Below are 14,384 nucleotides of genomic sequence, written 5' to 3' on the forward strand. Positions count from 1 at the left end.
CATGTGCACATACGAAGGACTCCGTGACCCGTAATAATCCGGAGGGCTTCCAAGCAGACACGTAAGCAAATCTTAAGTGGTGCTGCCTAGGGTTGGGAAAGAAATCCTTAAGCGCGTTCAACGGGCTAGGTAAACCTCCAAGGTGTGATTGATGTCGAATTCCGCTGCCTCTGCTTACGCGCGTGTTGCAACGACCACCGCCTCTCCCCGCGACATCGAAGCGCAAGCCCTTTTGAAGGCCGCGAACAAGCTCCAGGACGCCATCAACAGCGCCGATCCGCTCTGCGAGCAGACCATGCAGGCGTTAATGTTCAATCGCAAACTGTGGACCATCTTCCTGAGCGAGGCAATGCGCGACACCAATCCGCAGCCGCTCGACGTGCGGCAGAAGATCGCCAATATCAGCGTGTTCGTGCTGAGCCAAACCGCCGCGCTGCAGATGAGCCCGCAGTTCGATCACTTCCGCCCGCTCATCGAGATCAACCGCAACATCGCCGCCGGTTTGTCCGGACGGCCGTAAAGCGATGCCTGTTCAGCAGGAGGTCAGCGATCTCGCAGCCCGCGCGAACTGGCTCACGCAGCGCCTCGCGACAAAGGATCAGTGAATCGTCAGGCGCTGCGGTCCGTGCTGAGCGGACGCGAGGGCTCCGATTTCATATCCAGCGCGTGGAAATAGGCACGCCGGCGCAGCATCGCCTCGTCCGGAAACTGGTTCACCACCGTGTCGGTCTTGTCGTTGACGACCTGGAAGACAAAGGACGCGGCCGCCTGATCGAACACGACCTGGCGCGAGATGTTCTCGTGGTTCGGCAAATCATTGCGTACCGGCGCGCTCGTATCCGCCGCGGCGACCGTCTGGCTCACCGGAAGATCGGTTTGCACAGCCTGATTCGCCGCCGCGTTGGACGTCGGTACAATCTGGGTGGGCGCCGGGATCCCCACCGGCCTGATGCTGAAATCTGTACTCATGGCAGCCTCCTGGTTGCCTTGCTTGAGTCAAATCCCAACCCCTCTAATAGCGCAACCATGGAACACCAGGTTTGAAGACCCGGTAAGCAAACGTACCTAACCGCGCGACGATGTCGCCGCGCGGTTTTTCGTAAAATTGTCGGTTGTTCTTGTGCGCGCTCAGAGCGAGCGGCTGACCGCGAGCGGGGTGATGTGGCGCGGACCCGGCGCTGCGCGGCGTCCTGCGGCCGTATAGGTGTTCGGCACGTTGCGCTTCTGGATCTCGGCATTGACGCCACGCACGACGCTCTCGGAGACCGCGTGCGCGGTCGCGAGCACCGTGAGATTGACCTGGAGCATCGCGCGAAACGCATCGTGGTGGCGATGCAGCGTCGAAAGCAGCTCCGGCGCGGATTTCGCGAGCTGGGCCTGGTTCGCCTTCAACTGGCTGACGGCGCCGACGTAGTTGCGTGACAACTCCTGCTTCTTGCCCTCCAGCGTCATCGCCTGGCGGACCTGGCCGGCGCGAACGAGCTCGGTCTCGCGCTCGATCAGTCCGAGCAGGGCGCTCATTGCGTCCATCAGGTCTTCGGCGAGCTTGCGCGCCTCGGTACTGCCGGGCGCGATGTTCGGACGCTGGGCTTGCATCGGCTGACGTGAGGCGTTGAAATGGTTCATCTCGGTTGACCTTATGCCGTGCGGATCGTTTTGGCCTGCTGCAGGATGAGGGTGCGGTAGACCTCGGTGGCGACGCCGACGCCGCCGGCCTTGGCGAAGTTCTTGGAGTATTGCTCGGTCAGCATCGAGCGCCACACGCCGGTGCCGGGCGTATCGCCGAACGGGCCTTCGCCCTTCAGGCCCGAGGTCATCTGCGAGAACATGCTGTTGAGGAACATCGCCTCGAAATCGGTGGCGGTCTTCTGCGCCTTGGCCTGTTGCTGCGGCGAGACCTTTTGGAGCGCGGCGGCGAGCTCGAAGTCCGGCCGGCCGTTGCGGCTCTCGACGGAGAAGACCGGGGAGTACGTCGTGAGGTGCGGGGTATTGATCGCGCCGGTCTGCATCACATCACCTCGATGTCGGCTTCGATGGCGCCGGCAGCCTTGATCGCCTGGAGGATGCTGATCATGTCACGGGGGCCGATGCCGAGGCCGTTGAGCCCGTCGACGAGCTGCTGGAGCGAGACGCCGTCCTTGACGAGCGCCAGCTTCTTGCCGTCTTCGCTGACGGTGACGCTGCTGCGCGGCGCGACCACGGTGCGTCCGCGCGACAGCGGGTTGGGCTGACTGACCTGCGGGCTCTCGGAGATCGTGACGGTGAGGTTGCCCTGCGCCACCGCGACGGTGGCGACGCGGACGTCGCGGCCCATCACGATGATGCCGCTCCGTTCGTCGATGACGATCTTGGCGGCGAGATCGGGATCGACCTGGAGCTGCTCGATCTCGGTGAGGAAGGCGACGACGTTGCCCTTGAACTCCGGTGGGATCGACAGCTGCACCGTCGAGGGATCGATCGGCTCGGCGGTCTTGACGCCGAGATAGTCGTTGACCGCAGCCGCGATGCGCTTGGCGGTCGTGAAGTCGGCGTTGCGCAGCGCCAGGCGCACGTTCGGCAGCCGATTGAGTGCGAACTCGATCTCGCGCTCGATGATGGCGCCGTTGGCGATACGCCCCACGGTCGGAACGCCGCGCACGATCTTGGCCGCCTCGCCCTCGGCCTGGAAGCCGGAGATCGCGAGCGAGCCCTGCGCCACCGCATAGACATTGCCGTCGGCGCCGAGGAGCGGCGTGACGAGCAGGGTGCCGCCCTGGAGGTTCTTGGCATCGCCGAGCGCGGAGACGGTGACGTCCATGCGCGTCCCTTGCGTCGCAAACGCCGGCAGATTGCCCGTCACCATCACGGCGGCGACGTTGCCGGTGCGGATGGTGGCGCCGCGGATGTTGACGCCCATCCGCTCGAGCATCGCTTGCAGCGACTGCTTGGTGAAGGGGATGTTGTTGAGCGTGTCGCCGGTGCCGTTGAGGCCGACAACGAGGCCATAGCCGATGAGCTGGTTCTGCCGCACGCCCTCGATGTTGGCGAGATCCTTGATGCGCGAGGTCGCAGCCGCTGACGTCACCGTGAGCGCCAGCGCTGACAGCGCGGCGCAGGCCACCCCAACAATCCTCACCCAACGAACGCCTGGCATCCTCTGCTCCCCGAGGCCTCTCAAATCGAAAGGACCCTCTGCGACACTCCCATGACGAGCTGGTCCGACGCTGTCCTTGCGAGCGCTGTGCCAACGCGGGGCAGTGGGGTTAGCCGATTGAATAGGTTGAATAAATCTGTTTCGAGCGGCGTCAGGGGGCGTCGTCCGTGGGGAGCGAAACTGCCGCCTGTCGGCAGATTTTGCCGGGCTGTTTACGCGCCGTTAACCATAAAACGGCGAAGGTGAGGCATCGATCATCCGGATTGCTTCCGATGCGCATCTACGGACCGAACGGCACCACGCTTGGAACGCCGGCCAGCCAGGCCAGGCGGACGGGCTCCGGCACCTTCGTGCTGCCGGATACCTCCTCGGTGCAGGAGACGCGGAGCGCTGCGGCACCGAAGGCCGCCGCCAACATCGATGCGCTGCTGGCGCTGCAGGGTGTCGAGGAGGATCCGGTCGAGCGCCGCAAGCGCTCGGTTGCCCGGGGCAGGACCGCGCTCGACGTGCTCGACGATCTCAAGATGGGGCTCTTGTCCGGCAATCTAGACGCCTCCACCGTGATGCGGCTGCGAGATGCTGCTGCGAATTTGAAATCGTCTTCGGGTGATGCCGGTCTCGATGCGGTGCTGTCCGAAATCGAGCTGCGCGTCGAGGTCGAGCTGGCGAAGGCGGGGCGGGCCTGATCACCAATTTAGTTCCCGCGACTTCAAAAATTTTCTCGTCGTCGCCCGGCTTGACCGGGCGACCCAGTATTCCAGAGACAGTCATTGTTGGATCGACGGGCCGCGGCGTACTGGATGCCCCGGTCCCGGCTCCGCTGGGCTACGCCGGGCCTACGAGGGCGCTCGGCCGGCGAAGCTTTAGCGAAGACGGCAAGCTGGGGCATGACAGCGGAGTTTGGGGGCGCGGAGTGCGCTCCTGCGGAGAGCTCCTACGCCGCTTCCTCCTTCTGCTGCGCGTCGTAGCGACGCTGGGCGGCAAGAACGTCTTTCAGATTCTGCTCGGCCCAATCGCGTAAGGGATCGACCGCCGCCGCCAGCGTCAGACCGAGCTGCGTGATCGAATACTCAACCGTCACAGGCACAGTCGCGATGGCGTTGCGATTGATCAGGCCATCGCGTTCGAGCGATTTGAGAACCTGGCTCAGCATCTTCTGCGAGATGCCTTCAATCGTGCGGCGCAACTGATTGAAGCGCATCGGCTCCTCGCGCAGGAGCAAGAGGATCAGCACCGCCCATTTGTCGCCGACGCGATCCAGGATTTGGCGCGTGGGGCAGTTCGCTGCGTAGACGTCGGGTTTCATCGTCAGTTCTCGGAATCCATCTCGTCGCGGGTGGTCCGCGTGTCGGTTGTACGTGATCAGTTACCTCAGCGTAATCAGGTAAGCACAAAGTGCTCTCTTAACACCAGCATTCTTTGCGATATCTAGTTTCCACTAGTTACTACAGAAGCAAAGGAAGCCTTCCATGAAAATCGCAGTTGCCGGCGCCTCGGGCCGGGCCGGGTCGGAGATCACCAAGGAACTATCCCGCCGCGGCCATACGGTCACGGCCATCGCCCGGAACCCGGAGAAGATTGCGGCACTGCCAAATGTGACGCCCACCAAGGGCGATGTGCTCGACCTGGCGGGCCTGGCCCGGCTGTGGGCGGGGCACGACATCGCCATCAGTTCCGTGCACTTCCTGGCCAGCGATGCGCTCAAGCTGATCGGTGCGGCGAAGGAGTCCAAGGTGGGACGCTATCTCGCTGTCGGCGGTGCCGGCAGCCTGGAGGTCGCCCCAGGCGTGAAGCTGGTCACAACCCCCGGTTTTCCGGCGCAGTACAAGGCGGAGGCTGAAAAGGGTTCCGACTTCCTCGATCTGCTGCGGCAGGAAAAGGACCTGAACTGGACCTTCATCTCGCCGTCGGCCCTCTTCATCGAGGGCGAGCGGACCGGCAAGTTCCGGCTCGGGACCGATCAGCTTCTCGCAGATGCGAACGGGAAAAGCTGGATCACCTTCGCGGACTACGCAATTGCACTCGCCGACGAGATCGAGCGGCCGGCGCATCTGAGGCAGCGCTTCACGGTCGGCTACTGAGCCGGCAGCCGTCCCCAAGCCCTCAAGGATAAACGTTCCTGTGCAAGGGCTTGGGGGCGCCCGCCGCGCCATCAGGGAAATATTGTCTGTCACAGGAGGCCACTATATAAGGCCCGGCTCAACGGACCTCGTTCCGTTCGCGAGTCGTTGCTTAAAAAGATAGGCCGCCCTTGGAAAAGTTGAAAAACTACCGACCGACCGACAAAGAGCCTTTCATGAACGACCGGCAGAAGGAGTACTTCCGTTTGAAGCTCCTTGCCTGGAAGGATGAGATCCTCAAAGAGTCCAAGCTCACCCTGCAAGCTTTGCAGGAGGAGAACGTGAACCACCCCGATCTTGCCGATCGGGCATCGTCCGAAACCGACCGTGCCATCGAACTCCGCGCCCGCGACCGCCAGCGCAAGTTGATCGCCAAGATCGACGCCGCGCTCCAGCGCATCGAGGACAACACCTACGGCTATTGCGAGGAAACCGGGGAGCCAATCTCGTTGAAGCGGCTTGAGGCCCGGCCCATCGCGACGCTCTCGGTGGAAGCGCAGGAGCGCCACGAGAAACGCGAGAAGGTTTATCGCGACGAATAGAGCCCGAGCCGCAGAGTTGCGGCTCTTTGTTTTTGGAACGAAAGGCGCCGGTTGACGCCGTGATCGGCGTTTGCCTATTGCTTCCCACGCGTGTCAGTAGGCGGGCGTGATCGCCAAAAATGAATCGCGATCAACGGGCTAGGCCCGGTTGCTCCGAGCTCACGTGAATTCGGATGAGAAACAGCCTTCACTTTAGGTGCGGGAGATTTTGCGAGTCGCATCAACGAGATCGACTCCGGAGTTGAGACGTTGATCCAGCTGCATCAAGCATTGCTGTAGTCACGCGTCTCGTGCGCATTTTGCGACAGCTGCCGGTGGCGCGGCTCCATAAAGCCTCCACCCACTCAATATTTCCTTAAACGCGGGCAGGAGGCGGTTGCCCCCGGGCCGAGCGCGCTTGTCAGGGCGGAGCGGGGATGCTGAAGTGCCGCCTTCGACTGTGCAGCGTGGGAGGCGTCGCCGATGGACAGGATTCTCGCATCCGCAAAGGCGATCGCATTGGCGCGCCGCAATCATGCGCCGCTCGCGGCGCTGGAGCGTCCTCCGGTTGATGAAGCGGAGGGCTATCAGGTGCAGCGCGCCCTGCACGATCTCCTGCTGCCGCATGTCGGCCCGCTGGTCGGCTACAAGATCGGCTGCACCAGCCAGGTGATGCAGGAGTATATCGGCATCCCGCACCCTTGCGGTGGCGGCGTGTTCCAAAAGGGCGTCCACGACAGCGGCGCCAAGCTTGCCACCTCCAACTATGTCCGGGTCGGCGTCGAATGCGAGATCGCAGTGCGGCTGAAGCGGGACCTTGCCGCCGGCGAGGCGCCGTTCACGGCCGAATGGGTCGGCGAGGCCGTCGAGGCCTACCATCCCGCGATCGAGATCGTCGACGACCGCTACGTGAAATGGGAGACGATGGGCGCGCCGACCTTGATCGCCGATGATTTCTTCGCCGCCGGCTGCGTGCTGGGTTCCTCGGTTCCGCGCTCCTCGGTGTCGGACCTGAGGGTGGTCAAAGGCCGCGCCGTCATCAATGGCGAGGAGGTCAGCCACGGCACCGGCGCCGACGTGCTCGGCCATCCCCACAACGCACTCGCCTGGCTCGCCAACCACCTCGCCGCCGAGGGCAAGGGGCTGCATGCCGGGCAGCTCGTGCTCACCGGCAGCCTGGTGAAGACGCTGTGGCTTAAGGCCGGCGACAAGGTGCGCATGGAGCTGGACGGGCTCGGCGTGGTGGAGGCGGAGTTTACGTGAGGGGGCGGTCTCGCGCCCCGGCCGCAGCGCAGCGCCCCCGGCGATGCGAAGCATCGTCCGGTACAGTGCGCTGCAGAGCCGGGGCCCACGCCGCAGCGCGTCGTGTACTTCTGGGTCCCGGCTCTGCGCCGCACCGCTGACGCGATGCGGCTTGTCCGGGACAAAAGAGGAGCGTGAGGAGGCGGCTTCGCTGCAATGTGCATAGTTGCCTCTGTGTGTGCAGCCCCAAACCATCCCAAAATACATGCGGCCTCCGGCAGGGGAGCTACCGGAGGCCGCGTCGTACATCGTCGTTCGCGCCTAGGTTCGCGAACACGATGTGGGAGCTCTTAAAGAAGGTTTTAGAAGGGCAGCAGCACGTCCATGACCTGCTGGCCGTAGCGCGGCTGCTGCACGTCCATGATCTGGCCGCGGCCGCCATAGGCGATGCGGGCCTGCGCGATCTTGCTGGAATCGATAGTGTTGTCGCTTTGGATGTCCTCGGGGCGGACGATGCCGGCGACAACGAGCTCGCGGATCTCGAAATTGACGCGGATTTCCTGCTTGCCTTCGACCACGAGGTTGCCGTTCGGCAGCACCTGCGTGACCACCGCGGCGACGTTGGTCTGCAACGCTTCCTGGCGGTTGACCGAGCCTTTGCCATCAGCCGAGGACGTCGAGTCCGTTGTAAGAAGACGTCCGGGCAGGACCTTGAGCGGCTGCGTGACCGTCTGGCTGCCGATGAAATCCGTAACCCCGGAGTCTTCCTTGCTGGTCCGGCTGCGCTGGGTCTCGTTGGAGAGGTTGGCCTTGTCGGTGATGTTCACGGTCACGGTCAGGAGGTCGCCGACCTGGCGGGCGCGCTGGTCCTTGAAGAAGGCGCGGCTGCCGTTGCGCCACAGCGAGTTCGGATTGTAGGAGGCGACTTCCGGCTTCGGCATTGGCATCTGCACCGGCTTGTAGCCGGGCTGCGTCGTCGGATTGTCGATTGCCGACAGCTTCGGCTGCTCGCCGATCTGCGACAGGCGGTCGATCGAGGAGCAGCCGCCCAGTGCGCAAGAGGCCAGCAGCAGGGCAGAGATCGCGATGCGACGAAGACGGGAGGCCGAACTGAACGTGGACATGACTTACTCTGACTTGGCTGAAGCTTGCGAGAGGCGAGCTTGCGGGATCTGGGCTTGTGCGACTTGAGCCGGCGACGCGGGGGTCTGAATCAGGTTCCGGACGAGGGCTGCGGTGTCGACCGCGGCAGGCGCCTCGTCACGCTTGATCGACGAGGTCTGCTCGACCGCCGGCGCCGTCGGTGCGGACTGGCTGGCGCCCTGAACCGTCACCTGGCCGCGGCCGGTGACGATGCCGGTCAGCGTGCGCTTGGACTGCATATTGAGCACGCTGACGGTGTCGCCCTCGGCGCCGCTCTCGATCGCCTTGCCGCGCGTGGTCAGATAGAGGCCGGGCACCTGGTAGATGATAGTGACGGCCTGATCGCGCACCACGAAGTCGGGCTTGACGATGTCGGCGACGCGGATCGGCGTGCCTGCCCGCATCGGCCGGCGCAGCTGCATGCCGATGCTGCGGTCGCGCGCGGCGGGCTCGCCGGCGACCTCGGCCTTCGGCCGGCGCTCCAGCGAAAGGTCGGAGGATTTCAGAAGCTCGGCGCGGTCGATGTCGCGGGTCAGCACGGCCACTTCCACCGTCTCGATCGCGGTGCCGGTGAAGCGCAGCTTGGTCGGCGCGGGATTGTTGTCGTTGGCAATCTCGAAGGCGATATCGAAACGGCCGCTGCGGGCGTCGTAGCGGGTTGCGACCGGCTGCAGCGCGCCGGTGTTGGAGGCGTCCAGCCGCATGTCGGCGACGCTGCGGTCGAACGTGACGGTGATGTTGGCGGCTTCCCCGAGGCCGAAGCGGCGCTCGAGCGCGGCGGCCACCGCGTTTTCGAGATCCTTGCTCGCGAGCGTGCGGGCGAGGCGGGTGACCTGGACCTCCTTGATGTCGCCCGTCATGACGCCGATCACCTGTTTTGCCCGCAACACCGACAGCACTTGGCCGACCGTCAGCGTGCCGGTGGTGCCGAGATCGGGCGAGCGGTAGACCGGGATCAGCGCAGCCGATCCTGCGTTGTCGATGAGATCGCCAATCCGCACCACGTCCGAGGTCACGGTGACGCTTGCGCGCAGCGTCGGCGAGGGAATGAAATCGTCGGCGGCCGCTGCCGGCAAGGCCAGCGCGAGAAGGGTGGAGATCGTGGCGAGGGTGGCACGGATCATCGTCATCACCTCAGCGGAACAGCGCCGTGGTCGATTGCATCATCTGGTCGGCGGCGCTGATCACCTTGGCGTTCATCTCGTAAGCGCGCTGGGCGGCGATCAGGTCGCTCATCTCCGAGACGACGTCGACATTGGCCTGCTCCAGACTTCCTTGCGTGATCTTGCCGTAGCCTTCGGTGTTGGCGGTGCCGTCCTGCGGCGGGCCCGAGGACGGCGTCTCGGTGAACTGATTGCTGCCGACCGGCTGCAGCCCCGCCTTGTTGATGAAGCGGGTCACGTTGATGGTGCCGATGATCGAGGAGGTCGACGAGCCCGGCAGCGTGACCGAGACCTGGCCCTGCTCGTTGACGGTCAGGCCCGAGGCGTTCTGCGGGATGGTGATGGTCGGCTGGACCGGGTTGCCCTGCGCGGTGACGACGCGACCCTGATTGTCCATCTGGAAGGTGCCGTCGCGGGTGTACTGATAGGTGCCGTCGGGCATCAGGATCTTGAAGAAGCCTTCGCCCGAGATCGCGAGGTCGAGGTCGTTGCCGGTCTGCGACAGCGTACCTTGCGTCATGCTGCGCGGCGTGCCGACGGTCTTGACGCCGCCGCCGATGTCGACGCCGACCGGCAGGATGGTACCCTGGTCCGAGGCCTGCGCGCCGACGCGGCGCACGTGCTCGTAGATCAGGTCCTGGAACGCTGCGGTCTGCTTCTTGAAGCCGGTGGTGCGGAGGTTGGCGATGTTGTTGGAGATCACCTGAACGTTGAGTTCCTGTGCCGCCATTCCGGTCGCTGCGGTGTGAAGCGCCTGCATGTCAGTTCTCTCCTATTCAGGCCGGAACGTCGGCGAGCTTCTCGATCGCCGATTTGTGGAGGTCGCTCTGCTGCTGCAGCAGGCTGGCGATGGCGGTGTAGCTGCGCAGGACCTCGACCATGCGGGTCATCTCGCCGACCGAGTTCACGTTCGACTTCTCGATGTAGCCCTGGCGCACGTTGGACTTGGTGTCGGCCTGCTGGACCGCCGAGCCGGTGTCATAGAGGTTGGCGCCGAGCTTGGTCAGCTTGGCCGGATCGTCGAACGAGACCATGCGGATCTTGCCGCGGATCGAATCGGTCCTGGCCGTGCCCTCGAGCACCGTGATGGTGCCATCGGGCGCGATGTTGATGTCGTGGTCGGTCGGCTGGAAGGTGATCGGGCCGCCGGTGCCGAGCACGAGGTTGCCGTCGGAGGTGACCAGCTGGCCGGTGCTGTTGAGCGAGAATTTGCCGTCGCGGGTGTAGCGCTCGGCGCCGTTGACCTGCACCGCGAAAAACGCGTTGCCGTCGATTGCCATGTCGAGCGGGTTGTTGGTCGGCTCCATCGGCCCCTGGCCGACGTCGCGGAAGGTGCCGCGGTCCTGCACATAGGAGACCCGGCGGTCGGAACCGATGAAATTGTCCTCACGCGCGTTCGAGTTGAGGTACTCCTCGAACAGCGAATGGTCGGCCTTGAAGCCGTTGGTGTTGGCGTTGGCGACGTTGTTGGCGATGACATCCATCTGCCGCTCCAACGTCATCTGCCGTGACAAGCCGATCAGAAGCGCGTTCTGCATCGGAAATCTCCCCTGAGTGAATCTGCCATTTCGCTCTCCCAAGCGCCTTGGCGGACCCCGTGACCGAGACCGTCAGGTTCTCCCAAACCGTGAGGTCTCGACCCACTCTCAGCGAAAGCCGTGCCAACTAAGAAAATTGCATAACTTCAATGGCTTATTGATTTCTGGAGGGTGCGGGCGGGCGGCAGAAAGGTTCTGTTAGCCATGTTTGCCCGGCAGATTTTTCCTAGCTGAGGCCCAATCGAAAGATTCCGTTAACCATTATTACCGTAGCGTTTGCGCATCAGAGGAGCGCATTGCGCTGGGGCATTTGTATCGCGTCACTGTCTGCCAGGAGGCTTCGCTCTTTCGACCCCTTTGAGAGATGAACGAGCGCGGCAACCATGGCAGAGAATGAGGAAGGCGGCGCAGCCGCTGACGGCGCGGAAGCCGCTCCGCCGAAGAACAAGCTCAAGCTCATCATCATGGTCGTCGGCGTGCTCGCCGTCCTCGGCGGCGGTGCCGCGACCTGGTTCTTCTTCTTCCGTCACGGCGAAAACGAGCATCATGCCGAGGCCGCGCCTCCGCCGAAGCCGCCGGCCTTCGTCGACGTCCCCGACATGATGGTGAACCTCGCCGGCGCGCCGGGCGAGCGCGTGCAATATCTGCGGCTGAAGATCGTGCTGGAGCTGAAGGAAGAGAAGCAGATCGAGGCGATCAAGCCGACGATGCCGCGCGTCACCGACATCTTCCAGACCTATGTGCGCGAACTGCGCCCCTCCGACCTCAACGGTTCCGCGGGCATCTTCCGCCTCAAGGAGGAACTGACCAAGCGCGTCAACGCGGCAGTCGCCCCGATCCAGGTCAGCGCGGTGCTGTTCAAGGAAGTCGTGGTCCAGTGAGCATGACGGACTAGGGATCATGGCGGGCAACGACCAGGTCGACCAGGATGCAATTGCCGCCCAGTGGGAGGCCTCGCTCGATTCCGAGGATCCCGCCGAGGCGGCAAAGGCTGCCGCCGAGAACGAGCTATCGGAGACCATGGCCCTGCAATGGGCGGCCATGGTCGAGGACGGCAGTCGCGATCTCGGCAACGGCAAGAATTCCGGCGAGCGGGTGCTGTCGCAGGAGGAGATCGACAATCTCCTCGGCTTCACCGTCGGCGACGTCAACCTCGACGATCATTCCGGCATTCGCGCGATCATCGATTCGGCGATGGTCTCCTACGAGCGTCTGCCGATGCTCGAAATCGTCTTCGACCGCCTGGTGCGGCTGATGACGACGTCGTTGCGCAACTTCACCTCGGATAATGTCGAAGTCTCGCTCGACCGCATCACCTCGGTGCGTTTCGGCGACTACATGAACTCGATCCCGCTGCCCGCCGTCCTCACCGTCTTCAAGGCCGAGGAGTGGGAGAATTTCGGCATGGCGACGGTCGATTCCAACCTGATCTATTCGATGATCGACGTGCTGCTCGGCGGCCGCCGCGGCACCAGCCAGCTGCGCATCGAGGGCCGGCCCTACACCACGATCGAGACCGAGCTGGTCAAGCGGCTGGTCGAGGTGGTGCTGTCCGACGCCGAGCAGGCGTTCCGGCCGCTGTCGCCGGTGACCTTCACGATCGACCGGCTCGAGACCAACCCGCGTTTCGCCGCGATCAGCCGTCCTGCCAACGCAGCGATCCTGGTCCGCCTGCGCATCGATATGGAAGACCGCGGCGGCAATATCGAGCTCTTGCTGCCTTACGCGACCATCGAACCGATCCGGGGCGTCCTGCTCCAGATGTTCATGGGCGAAAAGTTCGGCCGCGACCCGGTCTGGGAGGGCCATTTCGCCACCGAGATCGTGCAGGCCGAGATCGCCGTCGACGCCGTGCTCTACGAGGCCGACATTCCGCTCAAGCAACTGATGCGGCTCAAGGTCGGCGACACGCTGCCGCTGGAAATGCGCGCCGACGCCAACGTCACCGTGCGCTGCGGCGACGTCACGCTGACCGAGGGACGGATGGGCCGGGTCGGCGACCGCGTCGCCATCCGCGTGACGAAACCCTTGCGCAAGCCAAGTACGACACTTGCGATGTTCGAGAAGGTGGACGAGCAGAACAAGATGATGGAGGCCCCATGAACCACTCCCTGGGAATGGCAATCGAGTCGCTGGTGGCTATCCTGCTGATGCTGACGATCGTCTACTGCGTCATGCTCAACAAGCGGCTGACGCGGCTGAAGGCGGACGAGCACTCGCTGAAGGCGGTCATCGGCGAGCTGATCACCGCGACCGAGATCGCCGAGCGCGCGATCGGCGGGCTGAAGCTCGCCGTGCGCGACGTCAACGAGAACCTGGGCAGCCAGCTCGCCGCCGCGACGCAGATGTCGGACCAGCTCTACAAGCAGCTCGGCGAGGCCGACAACGTCGTGCGGCGCCTGTCCAAGATCGCGATTGCTGCGCGCCCCGTGACGAACCCGGAAACGGTTGCCGCGCCGGCGGCCAAGCCCTCGACCGCGAAGGCGGTGGCGGCTGCGGCCGAAGCCTTCTCCGAACGCCGACGATCCAACGGCCTTGCCGCATGAAGCCTGGGTATGAAGTCCTTCCGTAACATCCGCGTCATTCCGGTCGTCCTGGTTGCCGTCGCAGGCCTCGCCACGCTGAAGGTGGCGGGTCTCGTGATCAATGGCGGCTATGTCTTCGACTACAAGCCGAACCAGACCAAGAAATCCTGGGCGCAGGAGAATCTGAACTTCCCGACCGGCCGCGAGGACCCCGATATCACCGGATCGACCCATGGCGCGCCAAAGGAGGCGCCCAAGCCCGCCGCGCCCGAGACCAAGCCTGAGGGCACCGTGGTCAAGGTCGAGGAAGGCCAGCCGCAGATCTCGGCCTCGGAGCGCGCGATCCTGGAACGGTTGCAGGCGCGGCGGCAGGAGATCGAGGCCCGCCAGCGCGAGATCGACATTCGCGAAAGCCTGCTCAAATCGGCCGAGAAGCGCATCGAAGGCAAGGTCGAGGAGATGAAGGCGGTGGAAACCCGCATCTCCGCGACGCAGGCCGAGCAGAAAGCCGCCGAAGCCCAGCGCATGAAGGGCCTTGTGACCATGTACGAGGGCATGAAGCCCAAGGACGCCGCGCGGGTGTTCGACCGGCTCGAGATGGGCGTGCTGATCGAGATCGCCTCGGCGATCGCGCCGCGGAAGATGTCGGACATCCTGGGGCTGATGTCGCCGGAGGCCGCCGAGCGGCTGACCGTCGAGATGGCCCGCCGCGCCAATGGCGGCGGCGATCAATCCGCCTCGGCCGGCGATCTTCCCAAGATCGATGGCAGGCCGACGCAAAAGCCGAATTGAGGGCTCGAGCGAAGCGTGGTCTTGCGACCGGCGCGTTATCGCGTGGTCGCTCGACCGGAGCCCGGCGAGACGGCGTGTGCGCCTAGGTCGCGAAGGCCTGTTGCACCCTGCGAACAGGCGGACGCAGCTGCTTCTCCACCCGGGGGAGGATATCGACCTGCTGCTTGATCAGTGCCGCCTTTGTGACGCGCGTCACAAGCTGCAGGG

The 14,384-nt window shown here is 64.2% G+C and carries 18 protein-coding genes; 9 read left to right on the forward strand and 9 right to left on the reverse strand.

What is annotated here, in order from left to right:
• The first annotated feature begins 151 nt into the window (after nucleotides 1-151).
• A complete protein-coding gene (flaF, locus tag P6U29_RS15895; RefSeq protein WP_407118446.1) occupies nucleotides 152-520 on the forward strand; it encodes a flagellar biosynthesis regulator FlaF in 369 nt (122 codons plus the stop codon).
• 89 nt (nucleotides 521-609) lie between these two features.
• Here the strand turns inward: flaF and P6U29_RS15900 are convergent, their stop codons facing one another.
• From P6U29_RS15900 to P6U29_RS15915, 4 genes are all read right to left on the reverse strand, one after another.
• Nucleotides 610-969 (reverse strand): hypothetical protein, encoded by a 360-nt coding sequence (locus P6U29_RS15900; protein WP_407118447.1) that lies wholly within the window; start codon nucleotides 967-969, stop codon nucleotides 610-612.
• Nucleotides 970-1,128: 159 nt separating this feature from the next.
• Nucleotides 1,129-1,626, reverse strand: a complete 498-nt coding sequence (locus P6U29_RS15905) for a hypothetical protein (protein ID WP_407118448.1) — start codon at nucleotides 1,624-1,626, stop codon at nucleotides 1,129-1,131.
• 11 nt (nucleotides 1,627-1,637) lie between these two features.
• Entirely contained in the window at nucleotides 1,638-2,009 is a 372-nt protein-coding gene (flgJ, locus tag P6U29_RS15910; protein WP_407118449.1) for a flagellar assembly peptidoglycan hydrolase FlgJ, read from the reverse strand.
• Nucleotides 2,009-3,133, reverse strand: a complete 1,125-nt coding sequence (locus P6U29_RS15915) for a flagellar basal body P-ring protein FlgI (protein ID WP_407118450.1) — start codon at nucleotides 3,131-3,133, stop codon at nucleotides 2,009-2,011. Before P6U29_RS15915 ends, flgJ begins: the two co-directional genes overlap by 1 nt.
• A 272-nt stretch (nucleotides 3,134-3,405) precedes the next feature.
• On the opposite strand from P6U29_RS15915, the gene P6U29_RS15920 reads away from it, so the two are divergent.
• On the forward strand, nucleotides 3,406-3,819 hold the full coding sequence (locus P6U29_RS15920) for a flagellar assembly protein FliX (protein ID WP_407118451.1): 414 nt from the start codon (nucleotides 3,406-3,408) through the stop codon (nucleotides 3,817-3,819).
• A 248-nt stretch (nucleotides 3,820-4,067) separates the two neighbouring features.
• Here the strand turns inward: P6U29_RS15920 and P6U29_RS15925 are convergent, their stop codons facing one another.
• Nucleotides 4,068-4,439 (reverse strand): winged helix-turn-helix transcriptional regulator, encoded by a 372-nt coding sequence (locus P6U29_RS15925; RefSeq protein ID WP_407118452.1) that lies wholly within the window; start codon nucleotides 4,437-4,439, stop codon nucleotides 4,068-4,070.
• Between the two features lie 163 nt (nucleotides 4,440-4,602).
• Between P6U29_RS15925 and P6U29_RS15930 the strand changes: the two genes are divergently transcribed.
• From P6U29_RS15930 to P6U29_RS15940, 3 genes are all read left to right on the forward strand, one after another.
• Entirely contained in the window at nucleotides 4,603-5,214 is a 612-nt protein-coding gene (locus P6U29_RS15930) for an NAD(P)-dependent oxidoreductase (protein WP_407118453.1), read from the forward strand.
• Between the two features lie 215 nt (nucleotides 5,215-5,429).
• On the forward strand, nucleotides 5,430-5,795 hold the full coding sequence (gene dksA / locus P6U29_RS15935) for an RNA polymerase-binding protein DksA (RefSeq protein WP_085966600.1): 366 nt from the start codon (nucleotides 5,430-5,432) through the stop codon (nucleotides 5,793-5,795).
• Nucleotides 5,796-6,257: 462 nt separating this feature from the next.
• On the forward strand, nucleotides 6,258-7,037 hold the full coding sequence (locus P6U29_RS15940; protein ID WP_407118454.1) for a 2-keto-4-pentenoate hydratase: 780 nt from the start codon (nucleotides 6,258-6,260) through the stop codon (nucleotides 7,035-7,037).
• Nucleotides 7,038-7,378: 341 nt separating this feature from the next.
• Here P6U29_RS15940 and flgH read toward each other — a convergent pair whose 3' ends face one another.
• The 4 genes from flgH to flgF are packed head-to-tail and all read right to left on the reverse strand — an operon-like array spanning nucleotide 7,379 to nucleotide 10,860.
• Entirely contained in the window at nucleotides 7,379-8,140 is a 762-nt protein-coding gene (gene flgH, locus P6U29_RS15945) for a flagellar basal body L-ring protein FlgH (protein WP_407118455.1), read from the reverse strand.
• A gap of 3 nt (nucleotides 8,141-8,143) precedes the next feature.
• On the reverse strand, nucleotides 8,144-9,283 hold the full coding sequence (flgA, locus tag P6U29_RS15950) for a flagellar basal body P-ring formation chaperone FlgA (protein WP_407118456.1): 1,140 nt from the start codon (nucleotides 9,281-9,283) through the stop codon (nucleotides 8,144-8,146).
• A gap of 10 nt (nucleotides 9,284-9,293) precedes the next feature.
• Nucleotides 9,294-10,082, reverse strand: a complete 789-nt coding sequence (gene flgG, locus P6U29_RS15955; RefSeq protein WP_407118457.1) for a flagellar basal-body rod protein FlgG — start codon at nucleotides 10,080-10,082, stop codon at nucleotides 9,294-9,296.
• Between the two features lie 16 nt (nucleotides 10,083-10,098).
• Nucleotides 10,099-10,860 (reverse strand): flagellar basal-body rod protein FlgF, encoded by a 762-nt coding sequence (gene flgF / locus P6U29_RS15960; RefSeq protein WP_407118458.1) that lies wholly within the window; start codon nucleotides 10,858-10,860, stop codon nucleotides 10,099-10,101.
• A 383-nt stretch (nucleotides 10,861-11,243) separates the two neighbouring features.
• Between flgF and fliL the strand changes: the two genes are divergently transcribed.
• The 4 genes from fliL to P6U29_RS15980 are packed head-to-tail and all read left to right on the forward strand — an operon-like array spanning nucleotide 11,244 to nucleotide 14,177.
• Entirely contained in the window at nucleotides 11,244-11,741 is a 498-nt protein-coding gene (gene fliL, locus P6U29_RS15965) for a flagellar basal body-associated protein FliL (RefSeq protein ID WP_407118459.1), read from the forward strand.
• 19 nt (nucleotides 11,742-11,760) lie between these two features.
• On the forward strand, nucleotides 11,761-12,963 hold the full coding sequence (gene fliM / locus P6U29_RS15970; RefSeq protein WP_209296368.1) for a flagellar motor switch protein FliM: 1,203 nt from the start codon (nucleotides 11,761-11,763) through the stop codon (nucleotides 12,961-12,963).
• On the forward strand, nucleotides 12,960-13,406 hold the full coding sequence (locus P6U29_RS15975; protein WP_407118460.1) for a DUF6468 domain-containing protein: 447 nt from the start codon (nucleotides 12,960-12,962) through the stop codon (nucleotides 13,404-13,406). The genes fliM and P6U29_RS15975 overlap by 4 nt, the downstream gene beginning before the upstream one ends.
• Before the next feature lie 9 nt (nucleotides 13,407-13,415).
• Nucleotides 13,416-14,177 carry a MotE family protein gene (locus P6U29_RS15980; protein ID WP_407118461.1) on the forward strand — a complete coding sequence of 254 codons (762 nt, stop codon included), beginning with the start codon at nucleotides 13,416-13,418 and terminating at the stop codon, nucleotides 14,175-14,177.
• Nucleotides 14,178-14,384 lie beyond the last annotated feature (207 nt).

The sequence above is a fragment of the Bradyrhizobium sp. LMG 9283 genome (genome assembly GCF_045571415.1).
Taxonomy (GTDB): Bacteria; Pseudomonadota; Alphaproteobacteria; order Rhizobiales; family Xanthobacteraceae; genus Bradyrhizobium.